The organism is Propioniciclava sp. (genome assembly GCF_036744435.1).
Taxonomy (GTDB): Bacteria; Actinomycetota; Actinomycetes; order Propionibacteriales; family Propionibacteriaceae; genus Propioniciclava.
In genome coordinates this window covers 1-24,750 of record NZ_DAIOIA010000010.1, presented here as the reverse complement: position 1 = coordinate 24,750, position 24,750 = coordinate 1, and the positions used below count along the sequence as shown (strand labels likewise).

Here is a 24,750-nt window from a genome sequence, read left to right as displayed (position 1 = left end):
TCAGCCTTCCTGCAGATTCGACAAGACGGCGTCCAAGTCGTCGGGCTTCACCAACACCTCGCGCGGCTTGGAGCCCTCGGAAGGCCCCACGATCTCCCGAGTCTCCAGGATGTCCATCAGCCGACCGGCCTTTGCGAAGCCGACACGCAGCTTGCGCTGCAGCATCGACGTCGAGCCGAGCTGGAGGTTGACCACCAACTGCGCGGCCTCGAGGACGAGTTCGAGGTCGTCCCCGATGTCCTCCGCGACCTTCGTGGTCTCCTGCGGCGCCGAGACATCCTCGCGGTACTGCGGCGACAACTGCTCGGTGACATGCTTGACGACCGCACGGATCTCCTGCTCGGTCACCCACGCTCCCTGCACGCGCAGGGCCTTGGAGCTGCCCATGGGCAGGAACAAACCGTCGCCCTGCCCGACGAGCTTCTCGGCCCCAGGCTGATCGAGGATGACGCGGGAGTCGGTCATGGAGCTCGTCGCAAAAGCCAGCCGGGAGGGCACGTTGGCCTTGATCAGGCCGGTGACCACGTCGGTGGAGGGACGCTGCGTGGCCAGCACCAGGTGGATGCCCGCGGCCCGCGCCAGCTGGGTGATCCGCACGATCGAATCCTCCACATCGCGGGGGGCGACCATCATCAGGTCGGCCAGCTCGTCGACGATCACCAGCAGGTACGGATAGGGCGCCAGCACGCGCTCAGAGCCGGGCGGCAACTTCACCTGGCCTGCCCGCACCGCCTTGTTGAAGTCATCGATGTGGCGGAACCCGAAGGCCGCCAGGTCGTCGTAGCGCTGGTCCATCTCGCGGCAGACCCACTGCAGCGCTTCGGCCGCCTTCTTGGGGTTGGTGATGATCGGCGTCACCAGGTGCGGGATGCCCTCGTAGTTGGTCAGCTCGACCCGCTTCGGGTCGACCAGCAGCATGCGCACCTCGTCGGGGGTGGAACGCATCATGATCGAGGTGATCATCGAGTTCACGAAGCTCGACTTACCCGAGCCGGTGGCGCCGGCCACGAGCAGGTGAGGCATCTTGGCGAGGTTGGCGATCACGTAGCCGCCCTCGACGTCCTTCCCCAGCCCGACGGTCATCGGATGGTGGTCGTTGCGGGCCTTGTTGGAGCGCAGGACGTCGCCGAGGGAGACGATCTCCTTGTCGGTGTTCGGAATCTCCACGCCGATCGCCGACTTGCCCGGGATCGGGCTGAGGATCCGCACGTCGGCGGACGCGACCGCGTAGGCGATGTTCTTGCCCAGAGCGGTCACCTTCTCCACCTTGACGCCTTGGCCCAGTTCCACCTCGTAGCGGGTGACCGTCGGCCCGCGCGTGTAGCCGGTGACGGAGGCGTCGATGTCGAACTGCCGAAACACCTCTGCGAGGCGATCGACGACCGCGTCGGAGGCTTCGGTGCGCGCCTTGGGGGCGCTTCCGGCCTTCAGCTGCGAGGGTTCCGGGAGCAGGTACTGGATGTCACCCGACAAGACGGTCTGCTCGGCGCGCAGGGGCTCATTGGAGTGGACGGGTGGCTGCAGTTCGGCTGGCTCGGCGACGCTCGGCGCCCGTCCGGCGGTGACCGGCTCATCCGCGCGCTCGGAGACCTGCTCGCCGGCCTCGTCGGCGAACAGATCGAAGTTGCTGGACTCGGTCCTGGGCGGCAGCGGCTCGGCCTGAGGAGGCTCCCCCACGAGCGGCGTGTCGTAGGCCTCATCGACGCCATAGGTCGGCTCGGGCTCGGCCGGGGTTCGGCGGTAGCGCTCGCGCACGGCCCGGATCCGGTCCGGCACCTCGTAGAGAGGGATGCCCGTGATGACCAGGGCGCCGAACAGTGCGGTCGCCACCAGCACCGGGATCGCGACCCACGCGCCACCGAGGTCCATCAGGAAGGACGAGGGGATGAAGCCCAGGATGCCGCCAGCCGCGCGCATCGCCTCCGGCTCGCTCGGGGTCGGCACCCCGTGGGAGACGGAGAACAGGCCGAGGATGCCGAGTGCGAACACGAGCCATCCGACCGGTTGGCGTCCTGTCGGTCCGTTTGCACGGGGATCGCGGAGAGTCCGCCAGGCCATCCCGAAGGCGGCCAGCGGCAAGACGATGGAGGGCGCACCGAAGATGGTCGCAATGCCTGCTCGCAGGCCCTCCCCGAAGGCGCCGGGAAGCATGAACCAGAAGCCGGCCGCCACGACGACGCCGATCACGATGAGCGCGAGCCCGGTGCCGTCACGGCGCAGCTCAGGATCCAGGTCGCGCACCCCGCTCCCGAGGCTGCGCACCGCGCCACCGACGAGCCCAGCAAGCCCGCGCCACAGGGCGGCAAGGCCTCGCCCGAGCGCACCGAAGACTCCGCCTGCTCCTCCCCCAGACTTCTGGGGAGTGCGGCGGGACTGCTTGGATTTGCTTCCGCCCCGGGAAGACGCCGAGCGCGAGGACGCGTTCGAACGGCTCCGCGAGGGGGAAGACGCGCGGGTCGCCATGTGCCGCAGAGTAACAATCCGCACGGCGGTGGCCAAACACCCACGCCGGGCCGGGCACGCTCAGAAGTGGCGCCAGCCCCCGGCGCCGGCGCCCCACGCCTGCCCATCGACCGTCACGGAGGCCTCCTCGTCGGGGGCCACCGCCTGGACTCGACCGATGACCGTCCAGCCCTCGGGGACGGCGGCGGCAGGAAAGGTCGCCAGCAGTGCATGGTCGTCGCCGCCGGTGAGGATGTAGATCAGCGGGTCACCCCCGCCGATGGCAGCGGCCACGGTCTTTTGCGCCTCGTCGACGTCGAGGGCGGCCGAGTCGACATCGATGGTTACCCCCGACTCCTCCGCGATGTGACCCAGGTCCGCCAGCAGCCCGTCGGAGCAGTCGATCATGGCCGTCGCCCCCGCACGCAGGGCTTCGACGCCTCGTCCGTACGGCGGTTCCGGCACGCGGTGTGCGCGCACCACCGCGCCGGGAGAGCGGAAACCTCGCGTGAGCACGGCCAACCCCGCAGCAGCCATCCCCAATCGGCCGATGCAGGCGACGACATCGCCGGGGCGGGCTCCGGACCGCAGCACCGCCGGATGACCGCCGAGATCGCCGAACGCTGTCACGGTGATACTGATCGCGGGACCGCGCGTGATGTCTCCACCGAGGAGCGCCGCACCCGAGGCGTCACATTCGATCCGCACCCCACGACCGAACTCGAGCGCCCAGTCCTCGGGAGTCTCCGGGGGCGCGGCCAGGGCCACCACGACGCCGACGGGCGTCGCCCCCATCGCCTCCACGTCGGCGACCGCTGAGGCGACCGCCTTGCGTCCGACGTCTCCGGCCCCGGACCAGACCCGCTTGAAGTGGACGTCCTCGATCATGGAGTCGGTACTGACCACCACGTGGCCACGCGGGATGAACACCGCGCAATCGTCGCCGGGCCCCACCGCCACGTTCGCGGGCATCGACAAGCCCGAGGTGAGTTCGGCGATCAGCCCGAACTCACCGACATCGGCCAGCGTGCGCGGCATCACCGCAACCCGGTCGGACGGGTCAGCGCCAGGTCGACCAACTCGGCGATCAGGTCGGCGTAGGGGACGCCGGTGGCCTCCCACAGCGCCGGATACATCGACAGGTGCGTAAAGCCCGGCATGGTGTTGAGTTCGTTCACGTAGACCTCTTCGTCGGGGGTGACGAACAGATCCACCCGCGACAATCCCTCAGCCCCCAGCGCCCGGAAGGCACGCGCTCCGGTCTTGTGGATCCGCGCCAGGAGCGCGGGATTCACCGGCGCGGGCACGACGAGATCGACCTGCCCTTCTGGAAGGTACTTCGCCCGATAGTCGTAGAACGCGTCGTCGGTGTGCATGACGATCTCACCAGGCAAGGAGACCCGCGGAGCGCTGCCATCGCGAACGTCGAGGACGGCCACCTCGATCTCGCGCGCGCCGACGAATCCCTCCTCGACGATCACCTTGGGGTCCCAGCGCAGCGCCTCCTCGATGGCCGCGGGCACCTCCTGCGGCGTCGCGGCGCGGGTGATCCCCACGCTGGACCCGCCGCGGGCGGGCTTCACATAGACGGGGAAACTCAGGTCCGCCTCGATACGGCGCAGGATCGCCGCCCGATCGAGGCGCCAGCCTGCGGCCGCGATCGTCACCCACGGGCATACCGGCAAGCCGGCAGAGCGCAACTCCGACTTCATCAGGTCCTTGTCCATGCCGATCGCCGAAGCCGCCACCCCGGCCCCCACGTACCGGATGCCCATCATCTCGAAGAGCCCTTGGATGGTGCCGTCCTCGCCAAAGGGACCGTGCAGCAGGGCGAAGGCCACGTCGAAGTCCCGGACCTCGACCAGTTGGTCGCCCGCCACGGTCGCGACCCGGCCGCCGCCCTCGCGGCGCACCAGCACGGCATCGGGCCGTGTCTCATCGAGCCGCGGCAGGCCGGCATCGGAGATGTCGAGCGCGAGGAGGTCGGCCGTGTCGACCTGCACCCAGCGCCCGGAGGGAGTGATCCCGATGCCGACGACGTCGAAGCGCTCGGTGTCGATCGCCCGCACCACGCCTCCGGCGGTCAGGCAGCTCACGTCATGCTCGGAACTCACGCCCCCGAAGATGATCGCGACGCGCGTTCGGGTGGCCTGTTCCATGGGTGTTCCTCCGTCGAAGCTCGGGTGGGTTCAGCCTAGCGACGCGAGGCCCCCCGCGCTGGAGCGTCGGGGGGCCTCGCCGGGCGTCCGTCGGCCGCCGTCATGCTTCACGTCGGCCTGGTCCAAGGCTGTGAGATCAGCCAGCGACTTTGGCGGGAATCGTCCTGACCTTCCAGGACGGCCTCGTGGCCTCGTAGGCGGCGATGGCGTCCTCGTGCTGAAGCGTCAGCCCGATGTCGTCCAGGCCGTTCAGCAGGCGATGACGGGTGTAGTCGTCGATCGCGAAGGGGTACAGGGCCTCCCCTGCGGTGATGGTCTTGTCCTCCAGCGACACGGTGAGTTCGGCCCCGGGCGCGGCTTCCAGGTAGTCCCACAGCGTTTCCGCCACGGCGGGATCCACGAGGGCGACCAGCAGCCCTGCCTTGCCCGAGTTACCACGGAAGATGTCCCCGAACCTGCTCCCGATCACGACCTTGAAGCCGTAGTTCTGCAGCGCCCACACGGCGTGCTCGCGGGACGAGCCGGTGCCGAAGTCGGGTCCGGCGACCAGCACTGAGCCGGCCGCGTAGGGCTCGACGTTGAGGACGAACCCCGGATCCTTGCGCCAGGCAGCGAACAGCCCATCTTCGAAGCCCGACCGGGTGACACGCTTGAGGTAGACCGCGGGGATGATCTGGTCGGTGTCGACGTTGCTGCGACGCAGCGGGACCCCGATGCCGGTGTGGGTGGTGAACGCGTCCATGCTCAGTTCTCCTTCAGGTCGGCGGGGGCGCTCAAGGTGCCGCGGACGGCGGTGGCCGCTGCCACGGCGGGGCTGACCAGATGGGTGCGTCCGCCCTTGCCCTGACGCCCTTCGAAGTTGCGGTTCGACGTGGAGGCCGAACGCTCCCCCGGCTTGAGTTGGTCGGGGTTCATGCCCAGACACATCGAGCAGCCGGCCTCACGCCATTCCGCGCCCGCCGCCTTGAACACCTCGTCGAGCCCCTCCTCCATCGCCTGCAGCCGGACGCGCGCCGAGCCGGGCACCACCATCATCCGGACGCCGTCGGCGACCTTCCGTCCGGCGATCACCTCGGCGGCCAGTCGCAGATCCTCGATCCGCCCATTGGTGCACGAACCCAGGAACACCGTGTCCACGGCGATGTCCTTCATGGGGGTACCGGCGGTGAGCGCCATGTACTCCAAGGCGCGTTCGGCGGCGGACTGGGCAACCGGGTCGACGAAGTCCCCGGGCGACGGGACGACTTCGCCCAGTCCGATGCCCTGGCCGGGGTTGGTGCCCCACGTGACGAACGGCGTCAAGGTGGTCGCATCGATGTCCACTTCGGCATCGAAGACGGCGTCGTCGTCGGTGTGCAGGGTGCGCCAGTAGGCGACTGCCGCGTCCCAGTCGGCGCCCTCGGGAGCGTGCGGGCGGCCCTTGAGATAGGCGTAGGTGGTTTCGTCCGGCGCCACCATGCCGGCCTTGGCGCCCCATTCGATCGACATGTTGCAGATGGTCATGCGGCCCTCCATCGACATGTTCTCGATGGTGGTGCCCCGGTACTCGACGATGTAGCCCTGGCCGCCGCCGGTGCCGACCTTGGCGATCAGCGCGAGCACGACGTCCTTGGGGGTGACGCCTTCGGGCAGGTCACCGTTGATGTTGATCGCCATGCGCTTGGCGGGAGCCTGGTTCAGCGTCTGCGTGGCGAGCACATGCTCGACCTCCGAGGTGCCGATGCCGAACGCCAACGCGCCGAACGCGCCATGGGTGGAGGTGTGGGAGTCCCCGCACACGATGGTCATGCCCGGCTGCGTGACGCCCAACTGCGGCCCGATGATGTGGACGACACCTTGATCCTTGTCGCCGAGGCTATGGATCCGGATGCCGAACTCGGCCGCGTTCTTGCGCAGCGTGTCGACCTGCAGCCGCGAGACCGGGTCGGCGATCGGCAGGAGGATGTTCTCGGTGGGGGTGTTGTGATCCTCGGTGGCCAACGTCAGATCGGGGCGTCGCACCGGACGCCCGGCCAGGCGCAGACCGTCGAACGCCTGCGGGCTGGTGACCTCGTGCACGAGATGGAGATCGATGTAGAGAAGGTCCGGCTCTCCCGCAGCGCTCCGCACTACGTGATCGTGCCAAACTTTGTCGGCGAGGGTCTGGCCCATCGGTACGTTCCCTTCTCCCCAGGATCCCCGCAGGCGAGTCCCCGCGGTGGGATCTCCATCGTACAACTTGCGTGTCACATTCCGAGACGGCAATATCAGAGTATGGACAGTTCTTCCGGCGTCGGCGTACTCGACAAAGCGGCTCAGGTACTCACGGCCCTCGAACAGGGCCCTACCACTCTAGCGGGGCTGGTGTCCGCCACGGGGCTTGCACGCCCCACGGCCCACCGCCTGGCCGTCGCCCTGGAGCACCATCGCCTCGTCAGCCGCGATCTTCAGGGACGTTTCGTGCTGGGCCCCCGCCTCACCGAACTGGCCGCCGCCGCCGGCGAAGATCGTCTGCTGGCCACCGCCGGGCCCGTCCTGGCGCGTCTGCGTGACATCACCGGCGAATCCGCCCAGTTGTTCCGGCGCCAGGGGGACTTCCGCATCTGCGCCGCCGCAGCAGAGCGTCCAGTGGGTCTGCGCGACACGATCCCGGTCGGCACACAGCTCACCATGAACGCTGGTTCGGCAGCCCAGGTCCTGCTGGCCTGGGAGGAACCCGAACGCATCCAGCGCGGACTGACCAACGCCACCTTCTCCGCGGTGGCGCTGTCGACCGTACGGCGACGCGGCTGGGCCCAATCGGTCGGCGAGCGCGAGGCGGGAGTGGCGTCCGTGTCAGCTCCCGTGCGCTCCCCTGCCGGCAAGGTCATTGCCGCCGTGAGCGTGTCGGGGCCCATCGAGCGCCTCACCCGCCAGCCCGGACGCCTCCACGCACCGGCCGTGATGGCCGCGGCCGAACGTCTCTCCGAGGTCCTGCGGCGCAGCGGCGCCGACTCCTGAGCCAGGAGACCATGACGAACGGCCTAGCTGGACATGAGTCCGGCTAGGCCGTTCGAGCTGGTAGCCCCGACGGGATTCGAACCCGCGCTACCGCCTTGAGAGGGCGGCGTGCTAGGCCGCTACACAACGGGGCCAGCTCGCACCGATCTCGGTGCCCGGGAGAGACTACCAGAGCCGCGAAGCTCGGGCGAATCACTCCCAGCAGGGGTACTAGGACTCGAACCTAGACTGACGGAATCAGAATCCGGCGGGCTGCCAATTACCCCATACCCCTTCACTCACCTCTCGATCCTGCGGGGATCGAGCGGGGCTGGCCAGGCTGAGCCAGCGAGGTAAGACCTTACTGCACACCGGGCCCAGGCTCAAAACCGGGGCCAACCGACGGCTCAGGCGCCGGGGGTGAGCACCGTCGGCTTCCTGCCACGGGCCAGCCACAGGATCAGCACCGTGAACAGGGCGAAGCGAGCGATGTCCCAGCCTGCGGCAATCCAGGTCACCTCGCTGATCCCCTTCACCTGGGCGACCGACGACGTCAGCGCTGCCATGCCGAACGACGTCACATTGTTGGCGACATGGGCGGCGATGCCGGCCTCAAGCCCCCCCGTGCGCACCACCAACCAGCCGGCGAGCACACCAAAGGCGAACCGGTCCGCGATGAGCGCAGGATCCAGGGAACCGTGGAACAGGGTGAACACGGCCGCCGACGTCACGATCCCGAACCAGGGCGAGATGATCATGGACCCCAGGGATTGCATCAGGTAGCCGCGGAAGAAGTACTCCTCCGCTGCGGCCTGCAGGGGCGTGGTGAGCACCATGACGAGCAGGAACCACACAGCACCCGACTGCGGATTCAGGGCGAAGCTCCCGCCACCGGACTGCAGTAGCCCCTGCACCGCCAACACGGCCCACAGCGAGGCGAAGGCGACCAGCAGGCTGATCCCGAGCCAACGCCACCGCAACCCGATGACCACCGAGCTGAGAATCCCGGGCCGGACCCGGTGAACGAACAGCACCAGGGCGAACGAAATCGGTATGAGGGTGGCCAGCCCCAGGTGGCCCACCACCAGGCCGAACGGCACCTCGTAGGCCACCAGCGCGTCGTTCGTAGCGGAGAACTCCCCCGGTGACCCCACGGCGAGCCAGTAGGCGCCCGCCAGCCCCCGTACGATCAGCGGGCTCACGATCATGAAGGACAACAAGCCGAGCGTCACACCAAGCAGCGACGTGAAGGGGTTCGCGGTGGTCGTGCGCAGTGCGTGGGGATAGTCCACCCCACCCGGGATCTTCTCGGTGGCGAACTGCTCCAGAAGTCCGCGAAACGGCCCCCGGCGTTCCGTGCGTGCCACGGGGACCCGTTGAGGGGAGCGCGCCTGCTGGGCGGCGGTGGCCGGGTTGCCGAGACGGCGACGACGGCTGCTCATGCCTGGGCGGCGACGACCGGGTTGGACAGCGTCCCGATCCCGTCGACCGTCACATCGACGACGTCGCCGGGCTCGATCCGACCCACTCCCTCGGGAGTGCCCGTGAGGATCACATCGCCGGGGAGCAGCGTTGTGAACGCCGAGACGAACGCGACCAGTTCGGCGATGCCGTGCACCATGTTCGCCGTGGTCGAGTCCTGACGCTCGAACGTCTGATCGCCCCGACGGACGACGGCGCGCACCCCCAGATGGGAGGCCTCGTCGATGCTGAGGTGGGTGACGATCCACGGGCCGAGCGGGCAGAAGGTGTCGAAGCCCTTGGCGCGCGCCCACTGACCGTCCGACTCCTGCAGGTCGCGCGCGCTGACGTCGTTGGCGACCGTGTAGCCGAAGATCACCTCCGCAGCGCGTTCGACGGGAACGTCCTTGCAGATGTGCCCGATCACGATGGCGAGTTCGGCCTCGTGATCGACCGCGGTGGTCTGGGGCGGATACACGATCGGCTCGCCCGGTCCGACCACGGAGGTGTTCGGCTTGAAGAACGCCATCGGCACCGCCGGGACCTCGTGGTCGAACTCGGCGGCGTGGGCGGCGTAGTTCCTGCCGATCGCGACGATCTTGCTCCGCGGGATCACGGGAGCGACGAGGCGGACGTCATCGAGGTGGAGCCGCTCACCGGTGTAGTTCACCGGCCCCACCAGGGGGTCACCATTGAGGACCTGGACCGTATCGGGGTGTTCCCCGGCATCCTCGGCGAGTTCGACCGTGCCGAACCCGATGCTGTCGTTGTGGACGAAACGAGCGATACGCATGCGCTCAGGCTACCGACACCAGGGGTGCAGCATGGCCGGGCACCGCTGCGGAGGCACGGCGAGGTCAGTTCTTCGACACGATCCCGCCACCGCGCCCGAGCCGGCGCTCCCGTTGCTTGGTGTCCCACCAGTTCGGGTGACGCACCCGGATCGATCCCAGCGTCGTACGCCCGCGGACGACGAGGAGCGGCAGTGTCCCGGTGGGCCGGGCGTCCACGGTCGACTTCACCGAGCCGAGCCCCTTGTCCATCCGGGAGACATCAGCCCCCCACCCGCCCGGGACGACCAGGATCGCGTCCCCGGCGCCGCCGATGATGTTCACGTCGATGATCGGCGTCGACGTCCGCGCATCGACGAAATCCAATTTGACGTTGCCCGCGACGGGGTTGAGTTCCAGGAACGGAGGGACCGGCCAGGGACCCCCGCGGAACACGTCGTCCCACCGGGCCGTCAGCACCAGGGGGTCCTGCCAACTCCACCCAGGCTCGCTCGCCGAGACCAGCAAGGCCGCGGGGTTGATCGCCGCCTCGAGCTGCTGCTGCGGCAGCAGGTCGGCCAACAGCGCGCGCACTTCGTCCCGCGTACGGGCCGCCAAGGCCACGCCGATGCGGACGTCCAGCTCTTCCAAAGTCAGCCGACCCTCCGCGGCAGCGTCTCGCAATTGCGCCACAGCGGCGTCGCGTTCGGCGTGGCCGATGCGCAACTGTCCATCGGGGGCGTGAGTCATGGCCCCACCCTACCGAGGGGCCACCGCAGACCCCGGCGTGGCCAGGAGACCCCACAGATAGGCATCGTGCAGCGCCTCCCAGGACGCCTCCACCACGTTCGTGCCGACGCCGACCGTCGTCCAGTTGCGCTCGCCGTCGGTGGTATCGATCAGTACCCGGACGATGGCATCAGTGCCGTGCCCCGTCTCCAGGATGCGGACGCGGTAGTCCGTCAGTTCGAAGTCGGCCACTCCCGCGTGGCTGGGTTCCAGCGCGGAGCGCAGCGCGTGGTCGAGCGCGTTGAGGGGCCCGAACCCCTCGCCCACCCGCGCGAGCACCTGATCGCGGACCCGCACCTTGACCGTCGCCTCGGAGTCGCCGTCCTCGGTCGCCTCGTCGGAGGTCAGCACGCGCCACCGCAGCACCTCGAAGGCCGGATCCAGCGCCTGCGTCTCATGACGCAGCAACAGATCGAACGACGCATCGGCCGATTCGTAGGAGTAGCCCTCCATCTCGCGCTGCTTCACGACATCGGTGATCCGCGCGGCCAGATCCCGATCGGACAGGTCGAACCCCAACTGGTCGCCCTTGAGCTGGATGGATGCCCGGCCTGCCATATCGGAGACCAGCATGCGCATGTCGTTGCCCACCAGCCGCGGGTCCGTGTGCTGATACAGGTTCGCGTCCACCTTGATGGCCGACCCGTGCAGGCCAGCCTTGTGCGCGAAGGCAGACGCTCCCACGTACGGTTGCCGGGGGTTGGGTGCCACATGGGTGATCGCCGACACGGCGTGGCTGACGGCCGTCGACCGTGCCAGTTGGTCGGCCGGCAGCACCGGCCAGCCATACTTCAGCCGGAGGTCGGCGGCGACGGCGATGAGATCCGCGTTGCCGGTGCGCTCTCCATGGCCATTGATCGTGCCCTGCACGTGCATCGCCCCGGCGTCGATGGCGGCCAGCGAGTTGGCCACCGCGCACCCGGTGTCGTTGTGGCAGTGGATCCCGAGTGGGGCTCCGACCTGTGCTGCCGCGGACACCACCTCCCCCATCTGCGAGGGCAGCATGCCGCCGTTGGTGTCACACAGGACGACCACCTCCGCTCCCGCGTCGGCCGCCACCTTGACCACCTCCAACGCATAGGACGGGTTGGCGCGGTAGCCGTCGAAGAAGTGCTCGGCGTCGACGAAGACCCGGCGGCCCTCGGCGGTGAGGAAGGCGACCGTATCGGCGATCATGGCCAGGTTCTCAGCCAGGTCGGTGCGCAGCGCCCGGAGAACGTGCTCGTCGTGGCTCTTGGCGACCAGGCACACCACCTCGGTGCGCGCGTCCAGGAGGGCTCGGGTCAGCGGGTCGCTCTCCGCCCGGCCGCCGACCCGGCGCGTCGAGCCGAACGCGGCCAGCGTCGCGTGGCGCAACGGCAGGTCACCCGCCGCGGCGGCCGCGAAGAAGGCGGTGTCGGTCGGGTTGGCGCCTGGCCAGCCCCCCTCGATGAAACCGACCCCCCATTCATCGAGGACCCGCGCGATCCTGAGCTTGTCGCTCACCGACAGGCGCAGCCCCTCCTGCTGCGCCCCGTCGCGCAGCGTGGTGTCGTAGAGGTGGAACGTGGTCGGCATGGCGGGAAGCACCATCATCGGCTCCTTCGTCGAGGCGTCCGGCCGGCGCACGGCTGGCCCATCGCGAAAGTATGGCCACGTCTCGGTCCCCGGACGCAAATCTCTCACTGTGGCGCGCCGCGTCGTGGCGGCTCGACCGGGATCGTCGACCCCGTTGGGGGCCGCGTGCTAGAAACATGGCATGGCTGAGACTGCATTCAAGGGAACTCCCGTCCACACCGTGGGCGATCTGCCGACCGTGGGCCAGCAGGCACCCGACTTCACCATCACCGGCGCCGACCTGGGGGACATCGCACTCCATGACCTCGCGGGCAAGCGCGTCGTGCTGAACATCTTCCCCAGCATCGACACCGGCGTGTGCGCCACCAGCGTGCGTCGCTTCAACGAACTCGCCGCGTCCTTGGACAACACCTCCGTCGTGTGTGTCTCGGCCGACCTCCCGTTCGCCCTGGGCCGGTTCTGCGGGGCGGAAGGGATCGACAACGTCGCCACCGGCTCGACATTCCGTTCCTCATTCCCGAGCGACTACGGCACCCTCATGACGGACGGACCCCTGGCCGGGCTGAACGCCCGCTCCGTCGTCGTGGTCGACTCCGACGGGTCGGTGCTCTACACCGAGGTGGTTCCCGAGATCACCACCGAGCCGGACTACGACGCGGCTGTCGCGGCCCTGGCCTGAGACGACCGCGATCCGTCGTCACCGCCAGCGCCACTATGCTGGCGGTGACGAAGGGAGCGCCTAGCCATGCCCGACCTCGCTGATCGGATCAGCCGTGCCGCGGTGACGGCTCTCGATCTCGCGCCTTTCGACGAGCGTTTCGCGGCGTTGTCTCGGCAGGTGCTGACCGGTGGGGCGTCCCGGTTCACGAAGATCATCGACGAGCGACAAGCCATCTCCTACGTCATCCCGGTCGGCGTGGCCGGTGAGCGTATCGACTATGGCGCACTGGTGCTGCAGCCTGAGTCGGCGGGGCTGGTGTGGCGCGATGCCTCGGGCGTCGACCAGCACGCGACAGTTTCCGTCACCGCAGGTACTCCAGCCACCTACAGCACCGTTCACCTGGGGGGCGAGTCCTGGGTGCGCTTCAGCGTCGGGTTGGCCTCACGGCTCACCTTCCTGATTCCGCCGGTCCGGAGCCAGGCTTTGCTGCCCACGTTGGTCAGCCACTTCCAGGCGGTCCCCGGGCCCGCCCCCGCCACGGTGCTCCGCGAGGCTCCGGTGGCGATCGAGGAGTCACTGCCGACCACCGTGATCCCGACCCGCGACCTTCCGACCGCCCAGGCGGCGCCGATCGCGGCCATACCTGTCCGGGCCATTCAACCGGTCAGCCCGGCACCGGTCGAGGAGACTGGCCCGATCCCCCGGCTACCCGAGCCATCCGCCGTGGACCTGGATGCCACCCAGCCGTTCACCCCACCCGACGTGGACGCCGAGCCCACCCGCACGGTCCCTGTCCCCTGGCCTGGGGGCGATCCGGCGCAGGAAGCCACCCAGGAGATACCCGTGCAGCGGGAACAGCCGGTGGCACCCTGGGGAGCCGCAGCGCCGTTCGAACTGTTCCGGGAGCCCGCCCCGATCCCCGAGCGCACCCAGGTGCTCCCCGATCTGACCGACTACCTGCCGGCACCGACGCAGCGCCCGGCATGGGCACCTGCACCGACGCCCGAGGCGCGGCTGGCACCTGTGGCAGAGGAGGGCCCGGGCGGTTCAGCGACCTTGCGCGGGTTCGTCATCGGGCTGCTGCTCACCGTCGTGCTCGGCAGCATCGTCTTGGCTTTCCTGCTCTTGGGCTGACGCCACTCCCCGCTCATCGGGCTCGCCAGGGATCTCGTGGCTCGCGAGGGCGACGCCTGCTGCCCCGGCGACGGCGAGGGCAGCACCCGCCCACTGGATCGCCTCCGTCGGTGCTGGGACCTCCGAGGCGACCGGAGGCGACGTCGGGGTCGGGCTGGGCGCGGGGGGCGCCGACGCCGTGGCATCAGCTTCAGGACTCGCCGTCGCCGGCGACGTTCCGTGCAGCAGGCGAACCGCCGCGGGCTGGAGACGTGCGGCCAGCAGCGGGTACAACGCGTCGCCGGGACAGGCGGTTCGCGACATGTCTCGGTGCCCGGCTATCTGGTCGGTGGTGACCTGGGCGCCCGCGCGCCAGCGATTCGAGCCGCGCGAGACGAACGTCGCGGGCGTCGTCAGGTCGAGGCCGTTGCGGGCGGCCAGCCAGGCGAGCAGTGCAGACATGGAGGTCAACGCCTCTTCCGTGGGAGTCTCGGCGGTGAAGTCCCCTACGAAGCAGGCCAGTTCGGCAAAGCCCTGCGAGCCGCCGGTGGCATCGCCCCGGACCGGTCCCGCGATGCTGCCCTGGCGACCCTCCCAGATCACCCCATGCCGGTCGACGAAGAAGTTGTAGGCCACGTCGGGCCAGCCGCGCTGGCGTCCGGTGTGAAACGAGAAGATGCTCCGCAGACGCTGGGCGGTGTCGTCCGGCGCGTCGGTGTTGGGGGTCTCAGTGTGGTGGATGAGGAGGAACCTGACGTCCGTCTCCGCCATGAGGGTGCCGGTGGGCATCAGCCCCTTAGCCCAGGCGCTGCGCGGCCGGATGACCGGGAGCGCCGGAGCCGCGCCGACCGGCGGAGCCGTCCAGACGGCGAGCGGAAGCATCGCACCTGCGACCAGCAGGTGCCGCCGGTGCACACTCACCGTGCGCCTTGGATCTCCCGCGGATAGCAGCGGGCGCCGCGGGGCACTCCCATCTGGTCGCAGACGGCGTAGGCGTCGGCCTGCGAGCCGAGACCCGTCACCGCGATCGCGTAGAACCCAGGGTTGAGGCCAGCGATGGCGTTGGTGTCGACTGGGGAAGCGGTGAAGCCGTCGCGACTCAGGGCGGCGGCGCGGGCCAGGGCGGCCTGCGGTGTGGTGCCCTGCTGTGGCAGCGAGTCCAGCACCGTCACCCAGCTACCGGCGGCCAACTCCCGCACGATGCCGGGGACATCCGCGCTGGCGGAACCCGTGGGCGTGGCGCTGGCGGTCGCCGTCGGGGTGGCCGCTGCCGAGGAGCGCGTCGGCGTCGGCGTCCCTGCCACGGAGGGGGACGGCACGGGCTGTGCCGAGGCGGGGCCGCCCAGGGCGAACCAGGCCAGCCCCAGAATCACCAGTCCGGCCACGACGCCCAAGGCGGCGCCCAGCCACGCGTTGCCGCGCGGCTGCACGGGGTTGGAATAGGTCACCACACCAATCTAGACGACGCGCTGCAGCCAGCCGTACACGTCGGGGGTACGGCCGTACTGCACATCGAGCACAGCGTCGCGGATGCTCAGCGTCTGGGTGAAGCCCTGGCCGCTGGGCCGGTACTCTCCCTGTTCGGTCACGAACCCCGAAATCGGGCTGATCACCGCGGCGGTGCCGCAGCAGAACGCCTCCACGAACGTGCCATCGGCGATACCGGAGAAGACCTCCGACGCCGACAACCGACGCTGCTCGGGCGTGAGCCCGAGCGAAGCCCCCACCGCGAGGATCGAGTCGCGCGTGATGCCGTCCAGGATGGTGCCGGTCAAGGCAGGGGTGACCAGTTCACCCTGCGCGCTGATCAGGAAGACGTTCATCCCGCCGAGTTCTTCCACGCGGTCCTTCTCGGAGGCTTCGATGAACATGACCTGGTTGCAGCCATGCTCGTAGCCCTCGTACTGGGCGATCAGGCTGGCGGCGTAGTTGCCGCCGCACTTGGCCGCCCCGGTGCCACCCACGCCGGCACGCGCCCAGCGGTCAGTGACCCAGATGTCCACGCCGGTGACTCCCTGGGCGAAGTACGGCCCGACCGGGGAGGCGATCACGTAGAACGTGACCTCCTCGGCCGCCCGCACCCCGAGGAATGCCTCCGAGGCGAACATGAAGGGTCGCAGGTAGAGGCTGTGCTCCCCCTGCGCCTCGGGGACGTAACGAGCATCGATCGTGACCAACTCACGGACCGCGGCCACGAAGAGATCGACCGGCAGTTCGGGCAGCATCAGCCGCGCTGCGGAGGTCTGGAACCGTTGCGCGTTGCGCTCGGGGCGGAACAGCCACACCGAGTCGTCCTCGTGCCGGTAGGCCTTCATGCCCTCGAAGATCTCCTGACCGTAGTGCAAGACGGCCGCGGAGGGATCCAGCGACAGCGGGCCGTAGGGCACGATCTTGGCGGAGTGCCACCCTTGCCCCTTCGTCCACGTGATCTGCGCCATGTGGTCGGTGAAGTACTGGCCGAAACCCGGATCCTTGATGAGGTCAGCCACCTCCGCATCGGTGCGGGGCGACGGGTTGGGCGAAATCTCGAACGTCACGGACATGCCCATCACAGTATCGCCCGGACCGCTCGGTGTGGGCGTCCGACCACCGTGCGATCCCGCATCCTGGGGCCCGAGAGGCGAGACGGATTCGTCCACCGTGGGCCCGCCTCCCTAGGCTGCGTCCATGACCGACACCGCTGCCGCCGCACGCCCCACCATCGCCGTGATCGGGGGGGACGGCATCGGCCCCGAGGTCGTCGCCGAGGGCTTGAAGGTGCTCGACGCGGCGGTTGGTGCGGACGCTTTCAGTTACGTCCCCTACGACCTCGGCGCCGAACGCTGGCAGCGGACCGGCGAGGTGCTCCCCGAGAGCGTGCTGACCGAACTGGCCGGCGTGGACGCCATCATCCTCGGCGCCGTCGGCGCGGCGCCCGGCAGCAAGGCCATCCCGTCGGGCCTGCTGGAGCGCGGCCTCCTGCTGAAGCTCCGCTTCGCCTTCGACCATTACGTCAATCTTCGTCCCTCCAAGCTGTACCCGGGGGTCGTGACGCCGCTGTCCGACGCCATCGTTGCGCGTGGCCCGATCGACTTCACCGTGGTCCGGGAGGGAACCGAGGGTCTCTACGCCGGGGTGGGCGGCTCACTCGCCCGCGGCACGGCCGCGGAGGTGGCCAACGAGGTATCGGTGAACACCGCCCGTGGGGTGGAGCGTGTGGTGCGCGACGCATTCGAGCGTGCCATGCGCCGCCGCAAGAAGATCACGCTGGTGCACAAGCACAACGTCCTGGTCAACGCGGGCGGGCTGTGGAACCGGGTCTTCACCGCGGTGGCTTCGGAGTACCCCGAGGTGACCACCGACTACCTGCACGTGGACGCCACGATGATCATGCTGGTGCAGGATCCGCAGCGCTTCGACGTCATCGTCACCGACAACCTCTTCGGCGACATCATCACCGACCTGGCTGCGGCCGTCACCGGCGGGATCGGGCTGGCCGCCTCGGCCAACATCAACCCCACCGGAGCGTTCCCCTCCATGTTCGAGCCGGTTCACGGTTCGGCCCCCGACATCGCCGGCCAGGGTATCGCCGACCCCACCGCGACCATCTCCTCGATGGCGCTGCTGCTGGACCACCTCGGGCGGCACACCGAAGCCGTGGCGATCGAGCAGGCCGTGGACGCCGACGTCGCCAGCCGTGGCACCGCAGCTCGCAGCACGTCGCAGGTGGGGGACGCCATCGCGGCACGGGTGGCCGGCTGAGCACCGCGGCGCCAGGTCCCTGCGCGCCGAGGGCCGAGGCTCAGCGCTCGGCGTGACGTCTCGTCACGACGGCCTCCTCGGCGTCCTCACCGCGAGGAGCCCACAGGATCGCCGGAACGCCGAAGATCCTCGCCCGGATCCACCAGGCGGCCTCGACGAGTCCCGCACTGAGCAGGCCCATCAGCACGCCGGTCTGCATCATCGGCCCGTTCGAGATGTCGAGCCGGAAGAGGTGCGCGGTGACGGGGAGGACGAAGATCGCCGCATACGCACCATAGGCGGCCGCGACGAGGGCGACACGACTCCAGCGATAAGGGCGAGCCACGACCGAGAGCACCCAGGTGGCCCCCACGATGAGGCACGCCAGCGTGGCCGTGGAGACCTGCAGGGAGACCGCATCACCGAGTTGGTTCCCGTTCCGCAGGATCAGATAGGTGACGAACGTCGTCACGGCGACGATGCTGCCGGCAGGTAGCCCTAGGCGCATGACCCGCTGCACGAACCCGGGCCGCGCACGTTCGTTGTTGGGGGCCAACGACAGCAGGAATGCCGGGATCCCGATCGTGAACCACCCGGTGATGGTCACGTGGATCGGCAGGAAGGGGAACGGAAGCCGCCACAGCACCACGAGAAGGGCCAGGATCGCGGAGTAGATCGTCTTGGTGAGGAAGAGGTTCGCGACGCGCTCGATGTTGCCCAGGACCCGACGCCCCTCCCCCACCACGGCGGGCAGGGTGGCGAACCGGTCGTCGAGCAGCACGATCTTGGCGACGGCCCGAGTCGCGGGCGCGCCCGACCCCATGGCGACTCCGAGGTCGGCGTCCTTGAGGGCCAGCACGTCGTTGACCCCATCGCCGGTCATGGCGACCGTGTGGCCCTGCTGCTGCAGTGCCCCGACCATGGCGCGCTTCTGGTCGGGGGTGACGCGGCCGAAGACGTTGTGCTCCGCGACGGCCTCGCTGAGTCTGGCCGGGGTGTCCAGGGTGCGGGCGTCCACCGGCTCCCCAGTGCTGACCCCCAGAGCCGATGTCACGGCCCCCACCGAGCGGGCGTTGTCTCCTGAGATGACCTTCACGGTCACGTCTTGGTCGTGAAAGTACTCCAGCGTGGCACGCGCGTCGGGGCGGACCCGCTGCTCGAGGACCACCAAGGCGACGGGGTCGACGTGCCCCGGTGCCGACTCGGTGGCGATGTCGTCCGAGCGGCCGACGAGCAGCACCCGCAGCCCCCCGGAGGCCAACTCCTCGGCCTGGGCTGCCACCGGGCCATCCGCCAGGACGTCCGGAGCACCGAGCACCCAGCCCTCCCGGTCCCCGAACCGAGCCCCCGACCACTTCTTGGCCGACGTGAACGGTGCCCGCTGCGTCGGCGTCCAGGGACGTTCCGGCGTCCCGACCGCCTCGGCTATCGCCACAAGGGAGGCGTTGGGATGCGGGTCGGCAGCGGTGAGGTTCGCCAGGACGTCGCGCACCTCAGGTTCAGCAAGGTCGGCGATCGGGAGGATGCGCTGGCAGCGCATCCCCTGTTCGGTGAGGGTCCCGGTCTTGTCGGCGCAGACCACGTCGACGCGGGCGAGCCCTTCGATGGCGGCAAGCTCCTGCACCAGCACCTTCTGGCGGCCGAGCCGGATCACCCCGAGCGCGAATGCCATGGACGTGATGAGCACCAACCCCTCGGGCACCATCGGGACCAGGGCCCCGGCCATGCCCAGGATGGCCTGGTTCCAGGCGACTCCCGGCAGCGTGAGCTGGACGACGATCGTCGCCAACCCGACCGGGATCAGAAGCCAGGTGATGAACCGCAGGATCTTGTTGATGCCGCCTTGGAGTTCGGAGTGGACCAAGGTGAACTTGGACGCCTCGGCCGCCAACTGGGCCGCATACGCATCGGCGCCGACCTTGGTGGCCCGATAGAGCCCGGCCCCGGCGACCGCGAAGCTGCCGGACATGACGGAGTCACCGACCTGCTTCGGCTCCGGGTCGGCCTCTCCCGTGAGCAGGCTTTCGTCGACCTCGAGATGGTCGGCGCTGACGACCTCGCCGTCGACGACCAACTGGTCACCGGGGGCCAGTTCGATGAGGTCGTCGAGGACCACGTGGTCTCGGGGAAGCCGCAGGACGCCGTCGGCTCGATGGACCAGCGGCTGGGCCTCGCCCACGACTGCGAGCGAATCGAGCGTGTGTTTCGCGCGGAGCTCCTGGATGATCCCGATGGCCGAGTTGGCGATGATCAGCAGCCCGAAGGCCGCATTGATCCAGGATCCCGTGGTCAAGACGACGACCAGCAAGACGGCCAGGATGGCGTTGATGCGGGTGAAGACGTTGTCTCGGACGATCTGCCCGACCGTCCGACCGCTACGGGGAGGGAGTGTGTTGACCTGGCCTCGCGCGACCCGTTCGGCCACGTCTGCCGCGGTCAGTCCCTGGGTTCGGATGTCCTGCACGCAGGCAAGAATGCCAGACCCCTTCCAGCCCTCTGGGGGACCCCAACCCCACATCCCTGAGAAACTCCCGTGAAGTTACTTTGGTTTTTCTCAGACTTTGGCTTAGGCTGACGCTGCAACATCCTCTGGTCGGCCCTGCGCCGGGGGGATACCGCTCGAAAGGAAAACCATGAACCACACTCCGAAGCGTCTGCTCGCGATCATGGCCACTTCGGCCGTCGCCGTCGGCGGATCCGTCGCCTTGGCGGCCCCGGCACACGCGGACGTCTGGGACTCGGTCGCCCAATGCGAGTCCGGCGGCAACTGGGCGATCAGCACGGGCAACGGCTACTCCGGCGGCCTCCAGTTCAGCTCCTCCACCTGGCGGGCCTACGGCGGCACCGCGTACGCCCCGACCGCGGCACAGGCGACGAAGGCCCAGCAGATCGCGGTGGCCAAGAAGGTGCTGGCTGGCCAGGGCGCCGGCGCGTGGCCCACCTGCTCGAAGAAGGCGGGCCTGACCAAGGCCAACGGTGGCTCCTCCGATGGCACCGCTGAGGCGGCCGCGCAGCAGGCCACCCGCTCCACCGCATCGTCCTCGACCAAGTCGACCACCACTAAGTCGACCACCAAGAAGGCGACCACGACGAAGGCGTCCACCGCCTCCACCACGAGCACCACCAAGGCCAAGGCCTCCACCAAGAGCGCGGCGACGTCGTCCTCCACCACCACGAGCGCCAAGCGCGCCACCACGGTCAAGTCGACCGCGACGGCCGGCAAGCGGTTCATCACGGTCAAGGCCGGGGACACCATGAGCGATCTGGCTGCCGCGCACGGCGTCGATGGCGGCTGGCGTTCGCTGTGGAGCCTCAACCAGGACCAGGTCTCCAACCCGAACCTCATCTTCGTCGGCCAGCAGTTGGCCATCGGCTGAGTTCACTACCGCGCGACGGCGGGCTGTCCCCAGGGGCACCCCGCCGTCGCGGCATGTCGCGGGGCGGTGATCCCGGGCCCAGTCAGGGGAAGACATGAAAGCGGGGCGCCCGGACCAGGTCCGGGCGCCCCGCTGAGAACTCACCGCCGCGTCAGCGGGCGGCGGTGCCCTCGACGTAATCGTCGTCGTGGCTCTTCACCCACGCCATCAGCTTGCGCAACTCACGCCCGGTCGCCTCGATCGGGTGCTTCTCGGCCTGCTCACGGAACGCCTTGAACTCGGGTGCACCAGCGTCCTGATCGTCGATGAAGCGCTTCGCGAACGCGCCCGACTGGATGTCGGACAGCACGCCCTTCATGTTCTGCTTCACCTGGGCGTCGATGACGCGCGGACCGGAGACGTAGTCGCCGAACTCCGCGGTGTCGGAGATGCTCCACCGCTGCTTGGCGATGCCACCCTCATACATCAGGTCGACGATCAGCTTGAGCTCGTGCAGGCACTCGAAGTAGGCGACCTCAGGCTGGTAGCCCGCCTCGACGAGAGTCTCGAAGCCCGCCTCGACCAGCGCGGACACGCCCCCACACAGGACGGCCTGCTCACCGAACAGGTCGGTCTCGGTCTCCTCGGTGAAGGTGGTCTTGATGCCGCCGGCACGCAGGCCGCCGATCGCCTTCGCGTACGACAGCGCCAACGGCCAGGCGTTGCCGGTCTCATCCTTCTCGACCGCGACGATGACCGGGACGCCCCGTCCCTCGGCGTACTCACGGCGGACCAGGTGACCCGGGCCCTTCGGGGCGACCATGGCAACGTCAACACCGGCCGGGGCCGTCACGTAGCCGAAGCGGATATTGAAGCCGTGCGCGAAGAACAGCGCGTCGCCGGGCTGCAGGTGCGGCTCGATCGACTCGGTGTAGATGGATCGCTGATGCTGGTCAGGGGCCAGAACCATGATCAGGTCCGCCTCCGCGGACGCCTCGGCGACCGTCAGCACCCGGAAGCCCTCGGCCTCGGCCTTGGCGCGGCTCTTGGAGCCCTCCTTGAGCCCGATACGGACGTCGACGCCGGAGTCGCGCAAGTTCATCGCGTGCGCGTGCCCCTGGGAGCCGTAGCCGATAACCGCGACCTTGCGGCCCTGGATGATCGACAGGTCGGCGTTGTCGTCGTAGAACATCTCTGCCATAGCGGGAACTCTTCTTTCCATTGTTGATGGGTCTGTACGGGTGGCTTACCACCCAGCATGGGGCGTCGGTTCGCACCGCGCGCCCCGCGGTCAGTAGGCGGACGGCTTCAGCCGCTCCCCCCGGGTCGAACGATCGGTCAGTGACTTCGAGCCACGCGCCATGGCCACCAGGCCCGACTGCACCAACTCCCGGACGCCGTAGGGGCGCAGCATCTCCAGCAACGCCTCCAGCTTGTCGGGGCTGCCGGTGGCTTCGATGACCATCGAGTCGTTGTGCACGTCGACGGTCTTGCCGCGGAACAACTGAACGATGTCGATGATCTGGCTGCGGGCGACCGGATCGGCCTTCAGCTTGATCAAGATCATCTCGCGGCGCACGGCCGTGTCCTCAAGCTCGACGATCTTGATCACCTCGACGAGCTTGTTCAGCTGCTTGGTGATCTGTTCGAGAACGGCGGGGGCGTTGGCGGCGACCTGGACGGTGATCCGGCTCAGTTCGGGACGCTCGGTCGGGCCGACGGCCAGCGACTCGATGTTGTAACCGCGGCGGGCGAACAGCCCGGAGATGCGGGCGAGGACGCCGGGCTTGTTCTCGACCAGGACGCTGAGGGTATGGGTCTTCACAGGATCTCTTCCTCCCACTTCGGCGCCAGGTCCCTGGCGATCAGAATGTCATCGTTGCTCGTGCCGGCGGGCACCATCGGCCACACCATGGCGTCCTTGTGGACGAGGAACTCCACGACCACGGGTCGGTCGTTGATCTCCATCGCCTTCGCGATGACGTCATCGACCTCCTCGACGGTCTCCGCGCGCAACCCGACGGCCCCCATGGCCTCGGCGAGCATCGGGAAGTCGGGGACCCGACGACTCTTCAGGTCGGTGTTGGAGTAGCGCCCCTCATAGAACAGGGTCTGCCACTGGCGGACCATGCCCAGGCTCTCGTTGTTGATCACGGCGATCTTGATGGGGATGTTGTTCAGCGTGCAGGTGACGAGTTCCTGATTCGTCATCTGGAAGCAGCCGTCGCCATCGATCCCCCACACGGTCTGCCCCGGCACGCCCACCTGGGCTCCCATGGCGGCGGGGACGCAGTAGCCCATGGTTCCGGCGCCGCCACTGTTGAGCCAACGTCCGGGCTTCTCGAAGGGCAGCAAGTGGGCAGCCCACATCTGATGCTGCCCCACCCCGGCCACGTAGTAGGCGTCGCCCACGAGCTGCCCGAGCCGCTGAATGACGTACTCCGGGCTGAGTTGCCCGTCCTTGGTGGGCTCCGGGTGGGGGGCGTAGCGTTGCTTGAGGCCTTGGAGGTAGCTCACCCAGGCGGACCGGTCCGCCATGTCTTCGCCGCGCAGCACCCCGTTCAGCGACTCGATCACCAGCTTGACGTCGCCCACGATCGGGACGTCCGCGTTGCGGTTCTTCCCGATCTCCGCCGGATCGATGTCGGCGTGGATGATCGTGGCATCGGGCGCGAAGCTGTCCAGGCGTCCGGTCACCCGATCATCGAACCGGGCTCCGAGGGTCACCAGCAGGTCGGCGCGCTGCATCGCCGCCACGGCCGACACCGTTCCGTGCATGCCGGGCATACCCATGTGGAGGGGGTCGCTGTCGGGGAACGCCCCGCGGGCCATCAGCGTCGTGACGACGGGAATGCCGGTGAGCTTCACCAGTTCCGCGAGGACCTCATAGGCCTCCGCCTTGACGACGCCGCCGCCCACGTACAGGACGGGGCGCTGGGCTTCACGAATCAGACGTGCCGCCTCCCGGATCTGACGTGCGTGCGGCCGCACGGTCGGCTTGTAGCCGGGCAGGTCGATCTCGGCCGGCCACTCGAACGGGGCCGAGGACGCCAGCGCGTCCTTGGAGATGTCGACCAGCACCGGTCCAGGACGCCCCGTGCTGGCGATGTGGAACGCCGCCTTGACCGCGGCCGGGATGTCCTCGGGGCGGGTCACCAGGAAGGAGTGCTTCGTGATCGGGAACGTGATGCCCCGGATGTCGGCTTCCTGGAACGCATCCGTGCCAATCGCCGCGGAGGCGACCTGACCCGTGATCGCCACGATCGGCACCGAGTCCAGGTAGGCGTCGGCGATGCCGGTCACCAGGTTGGTGGCCCCCGGCCCGGAGGTAGCCATGCAGACGCCGACGCGTCCGGTGGTCATCGCGTACCCCTCGGCGGCGTGAGCCGCGCCCTGTTCGTGCCGCACCAGGATGTGCTGGATCAGCTCGCTTTGGCCGAGCGGGTCGTAGGCCGGAAGGATCGCGCCGCCGGGAATGCCGAATACGACCTCGACCCCGAGCCTCTCCATCGACTCCACCAGCGCCTGCGCGCCGGTCAGGATCTTGGACTGCTGCTCTTGCGTCATCGTGATCATCCCCTCTGATCGGTTCGGTGTGCTCGGTTGCCTCATTGCAAAGAAAAACCCCCGTCGCCGAGAAGGCGTACGAGGGAGCGCGTCGTAGACGTTGCCGTCAGGCGACGCGCTTGCGAACTACGAGAGCCGACATATGCACGAGGCCGAGCATAGCGCCGCTCGACCGGGCATCCGAACCCCGGACGTCC

21 protein-coding genes and 2 tRNA genes are annotated in these 24,750 nt (G+C 68.8%); 5 read left to right on the top strand and 18 right to left on the bottom strand.

Features of this window, described 5'->3' with window-relative positions; all coding sequences use genetic code 11:
- From V7E09_RS02555 to leuC, 5 genes are all read right to left on the bottom strand, one after another.
- Nucleotides 1–2,463 (bottom strand): FtsK/SpoIIIE family DNA translocase, encoded by a 2,463-nt coding sequence (locus V7E09_RS02555; protein ID WP_324510159.1) that lies wholly within the window; start codon nt 2,461–2,463, stop codon nt 1–3.
- Between the two features lie 60 nt (nt 2,464–2,523).
- On the bottom strand, nt 2,524–3,480 hold the full coding sequence (locus V7E09_RS02550) for a thiamine-phosphate kinase (protein ID WP_324510160.1): 957 nt from the start codon (nt 3,478–3,480) through the stop codon (nt 2,524–2,526).
- Nucleotides 3,480–4,601 (bottom strand): D-alanine--D-alanine ligase family protein, encoded by a 1,122-nt coding sequence (locus tag V7E09_RS02545; RefSeq protein WP_324510161.1) that lies wholly within the window; start codon nt 4,599–4,601, stop codon nt 3,480–3,482. The genes V7E09_RS02550 and V7E09_RS02545 overlap by 1 nt, the downstream gene beginning before the upstream one ends.
- 136 nt (nt 4,602–4,737) lie before the next feature.
- On the bottom strand, nt 4,738–5,343 hold the full coding sequence (leuD, locus tag V7E09_RS02540) for a 3-isopropylmalate dehydratase small subunit (RefSeq protein WP_324510162.1): 606 nt from the start codon (nt 5,341–5,343) through the stop codon (nt 4,738–4,740).
- A gap of 2 nt (nt 5,344–5,345) precedes the next feature.
- Complete coding sequence (gene leuC, locus V7E09_RS02535; protein ID WP_324510163.1) at nt 5,346–6,752, bottom strand: 3-isopropylmalate dehydratase large subunit; 1,407 nt, start codon at nt 6,750–6,752, stop codon at nt 5,346–5,348.
- Between the two features lie 102 nt (nt 6,753–6,854).
- Between leuC and V7E09_RS02530 the strand changes: the two genes are divergently transcribed.
- Complete coding sequence (locus V7E09_RS02530) at nt 6,855–7,580, top strand: IclR family transcriptional regulator (RefSeq protein WP_324510164.1); 726 nt, start codon at nt 6,855–6,857, stop codon at nt 7,578–7,580.
- 58 nt (nt 7,581–7,638) lie between these two features.
- Here the strand turns inward: V7E09_RS02530 and V7E09_RS02525 are convergent.
- The 6 genes from V7E09_RS02525 to cimA all read right to left on the bottom strand — a co-directional run bounded on the left by V7E09_RS02525 (nt 7,639) and on the right by cimA (nt 12,154).
- Nucleotides 7,639–7,714, bottom strand: a tRNA-Glu gene (locus V7E09_RS02525).
- A gap of 68 nt (nt 7,715–7,782) precedes the next feature.
- Nucleotides 7,783–7,854, bottom strand: a tRNA-Gln gene (locus tag V7E09_RS02520).
- Nucleotides 7,855–7,966: 112 nt separating this feature from the next.
- Nucleotides 7,967–9,001: a CPBP family intramembrane glutamic endopeptidase gene (locus tag V7E09_RS02515; protein ID WP_324510165.1), complete on the bottom strand. Its 1,035-nt coding sequence runs from the start codon at nt 8,999–9,001 to the stop codon at nt 7,967–7,969.
- On the bottom strand, nt 8,998–9,813 hold the full coding sequence (locus V7E09_RS02510) for a fumarylacetoacetate hydrolase family protein (RefSeq protein WP_324510166.1): 816 nt from the start codon (nt 9,811–9,813) through the stop codon (nt 8,998–9,000). Before V7E09_RS02510 ends, V7E09_RS02515 begins: the two co-directional genes overlap by 4 nt.
- A 64-nt stretch (nt 9,814–9,877) precedes the next feature.
- Nucleotides 9,878–10,540 carry a DUF1707 SHOCT-like domain-containing protein gene (locus V7E09_RS02505; protein ID WP_324510167.1) on the bottom strand — a complete coding sequence of 221 codons (663 nt, stop codon included), beginning with the start codon at nt 10,538–10,540 and terminating at the stop codon, nt 9,878–9,880.
- A 9-nt stretch (nt 10,541–10,549) separates the two neighbouring features.
- Nucleotides 10,550–12,154: a citramalate synthase gene (cimA, locus tag V7E09_RS02500; protein ID WP_324522969.1), complete on the bottom strand. Its 1,605-nt coding sequence runs from the start codon at nt 12,152–12,154 to the stop codon at nt 10,550–10,552.
- Between the two features lie 163 nt (nt 12,155–12,317).
- On the opposite strand from cimA, the gene tpx reads away from it, so the two are divergent.
- A complete protein-coding gene (gene tpx / locus V7E09_RS02495; RefSeq protein WP_324510169.1) occupies nt 12,318–12,815 on the top strand; it encodes a thiol peroxidase in 498 nt (165 codons plus the stop codon).
- Between the two features lie 66 nt (nt 12,816–12,881).
- Nucleotides 12,882–13,931: a hypothetical protein gene (locus V7E09_RS02490; RefSeq protein ID WP_324510170.1), complete on the top strand. Its 1,050-nt coding sequence runs from the start codon at nt 12,882–12,884 to the stop codon at nt 13,929–13,931.
- On the opposite strand, the gene V7E09_RS02485 is transcribed toward V7E09_RS02490, so the two are convergent.
- Genes V7E09_RS02485 through V7E09_RS02475 form a run of 3 tightly spaced genes read right to left on the bottom strand, consistent with a single transcriptional unit; the run spans nt 13,845 to nt 16,453 of the window.
- Nucleotides 13,845–14,831 carry an N-acetylmuramoyl-L-alanine amidase gene (locus V7E09_RS02485; protein ID WP_324510171.1) on the bottom strand — a complete coding sequence of 329 codons (987 nt, stop codon included), beginning with the start codon at nt 14,829–14,831 and terminating at the stop codon, nt 13,845–13,847. The genes V7E09_RS02490 and V7E09_RS02485 overlap by 87 nt on opposite strands.
- A complete protein-coding gene (locus tag V7E09_RS02480) occupies nt 14,828–15,358 on the bottom strand; it encodes a hypothetical protein (RefSeq protein WP_324510172.1) in 531 nt (176 codons plus the stop codon). The genes V7E09_RS02485 and V7E09_RS02480 overlap by 4 nt, the downstream gene beginning before the upstream one ends.
- Before the next feature lie 9 nt (nt 15,359–15,367).
- The gene (locus tag V7E09_RS02475) at nt 15,368–16,453 is read right to left on the bottom strand and encodes a branched-chain amino acid aminotransferase (RefSeq protein WP_324510173.1); all 1,086 of its coding nucleotides are present in this window, start codon (nt 16,451–16,453) and stop codon (nt 15,368–15,370) included.
- 124 nt (nt 16,454–16,577) lie between these two features.
- On the opposite strand from V7E09_RS02475, the gene V7E09_RS02470 reads away from it, so the two are divergent.
- Nucleotides 16,578–17,651, top strand: a complete 1,074-nt coding sequence (locus V7E09_RS02470; RefSeq protein ID WP_324510174.1) for a 3-isopropylmalate dehydrogenase — start codon at nt 16,578–16,580, stop codon at nt 17,649–17,651.
- 40 nt (nt 17,652–17,691) lie between these two features.
- Here the strand turns inward: V7E09_RS02470 and V7E09_RS02465 are convergent, their stop codons facing one another.
- On the bottom strand, nt 17,692–20,094 hold the full coding sequence (locus tag V7E09_RS02465; protein WP_324510175.1) for an HAD-IC family P-type ATPase: 2,403 nt from the start codon (nt 20,092–20,094) through the stop codon (nt 17,692–17,694).
- Nucleotides 20,095–20,263: 169 nt separating this feature from the next.
- On the opposite strand from V7E09_RS02465, the gene V7E09_RS02460 reads away from it, so the two are divergent.
- The gene (locus V7E09_RS02460; RefSeq protein WP_324510176.1) at nt 20,264–21,007 is read left to right on the top strand and encodes a transglycosylase family protein; all 744 of its coding nucleotides are present in this window, start codon (nt 20,264–20,266) and stop codon (nt 21,005–21,007) included.
- A gap of 151 nt (nt 21,008–21,158) precedes the next feature.
- On the opposite strand, the gene ilvC is transcribed toward V7E09_RS02460, so the two are convergent.
- The 3 genes from ilvC to V7E09_RS02445 form a co-directional block, all read right to left on the bottom strand.
- Nucleotides 21,159–22,187 carry a ketol-acid reductoisomerase gene (gene ilvC, locus V7E09_RS02455; protein WP_324510177.1) on the bottom strand — a complete coding sequence of 343 codons (1,029 nt, stop codon included), beginning with the start codon at nt 22,185–22,187 and terminating at the stop codon, nt 21,159–21,161.
- 90 nt (nt 22,188–22,277) lie between these two features.
- Complete coding sequence (gene ilvN / locus V7E09_RS02450; protein WP_324510178.1) at nt 22,278–22,811, bottom strand: acetolactate synthase small subunit; 534 nt, start codon at nt 22,809–22,811, stop codon at nt 22,278–22,280.
- Entirely contained in the window at nt 22,808–24,553 is a 1,746-nt protein-coding gene (locus V7E09_RS02445; RefSeq protein ID WP_442956828.1) for an acetolactate synthase large subunit, read from the bottom strand. The genes ilvN and V7E09_RS02445 overlap by 4 nt, the downstream gene beginning before the upstream one ends.
- Nucleotides 24,554–24,750: the final 197 nt, after the last annotated feature.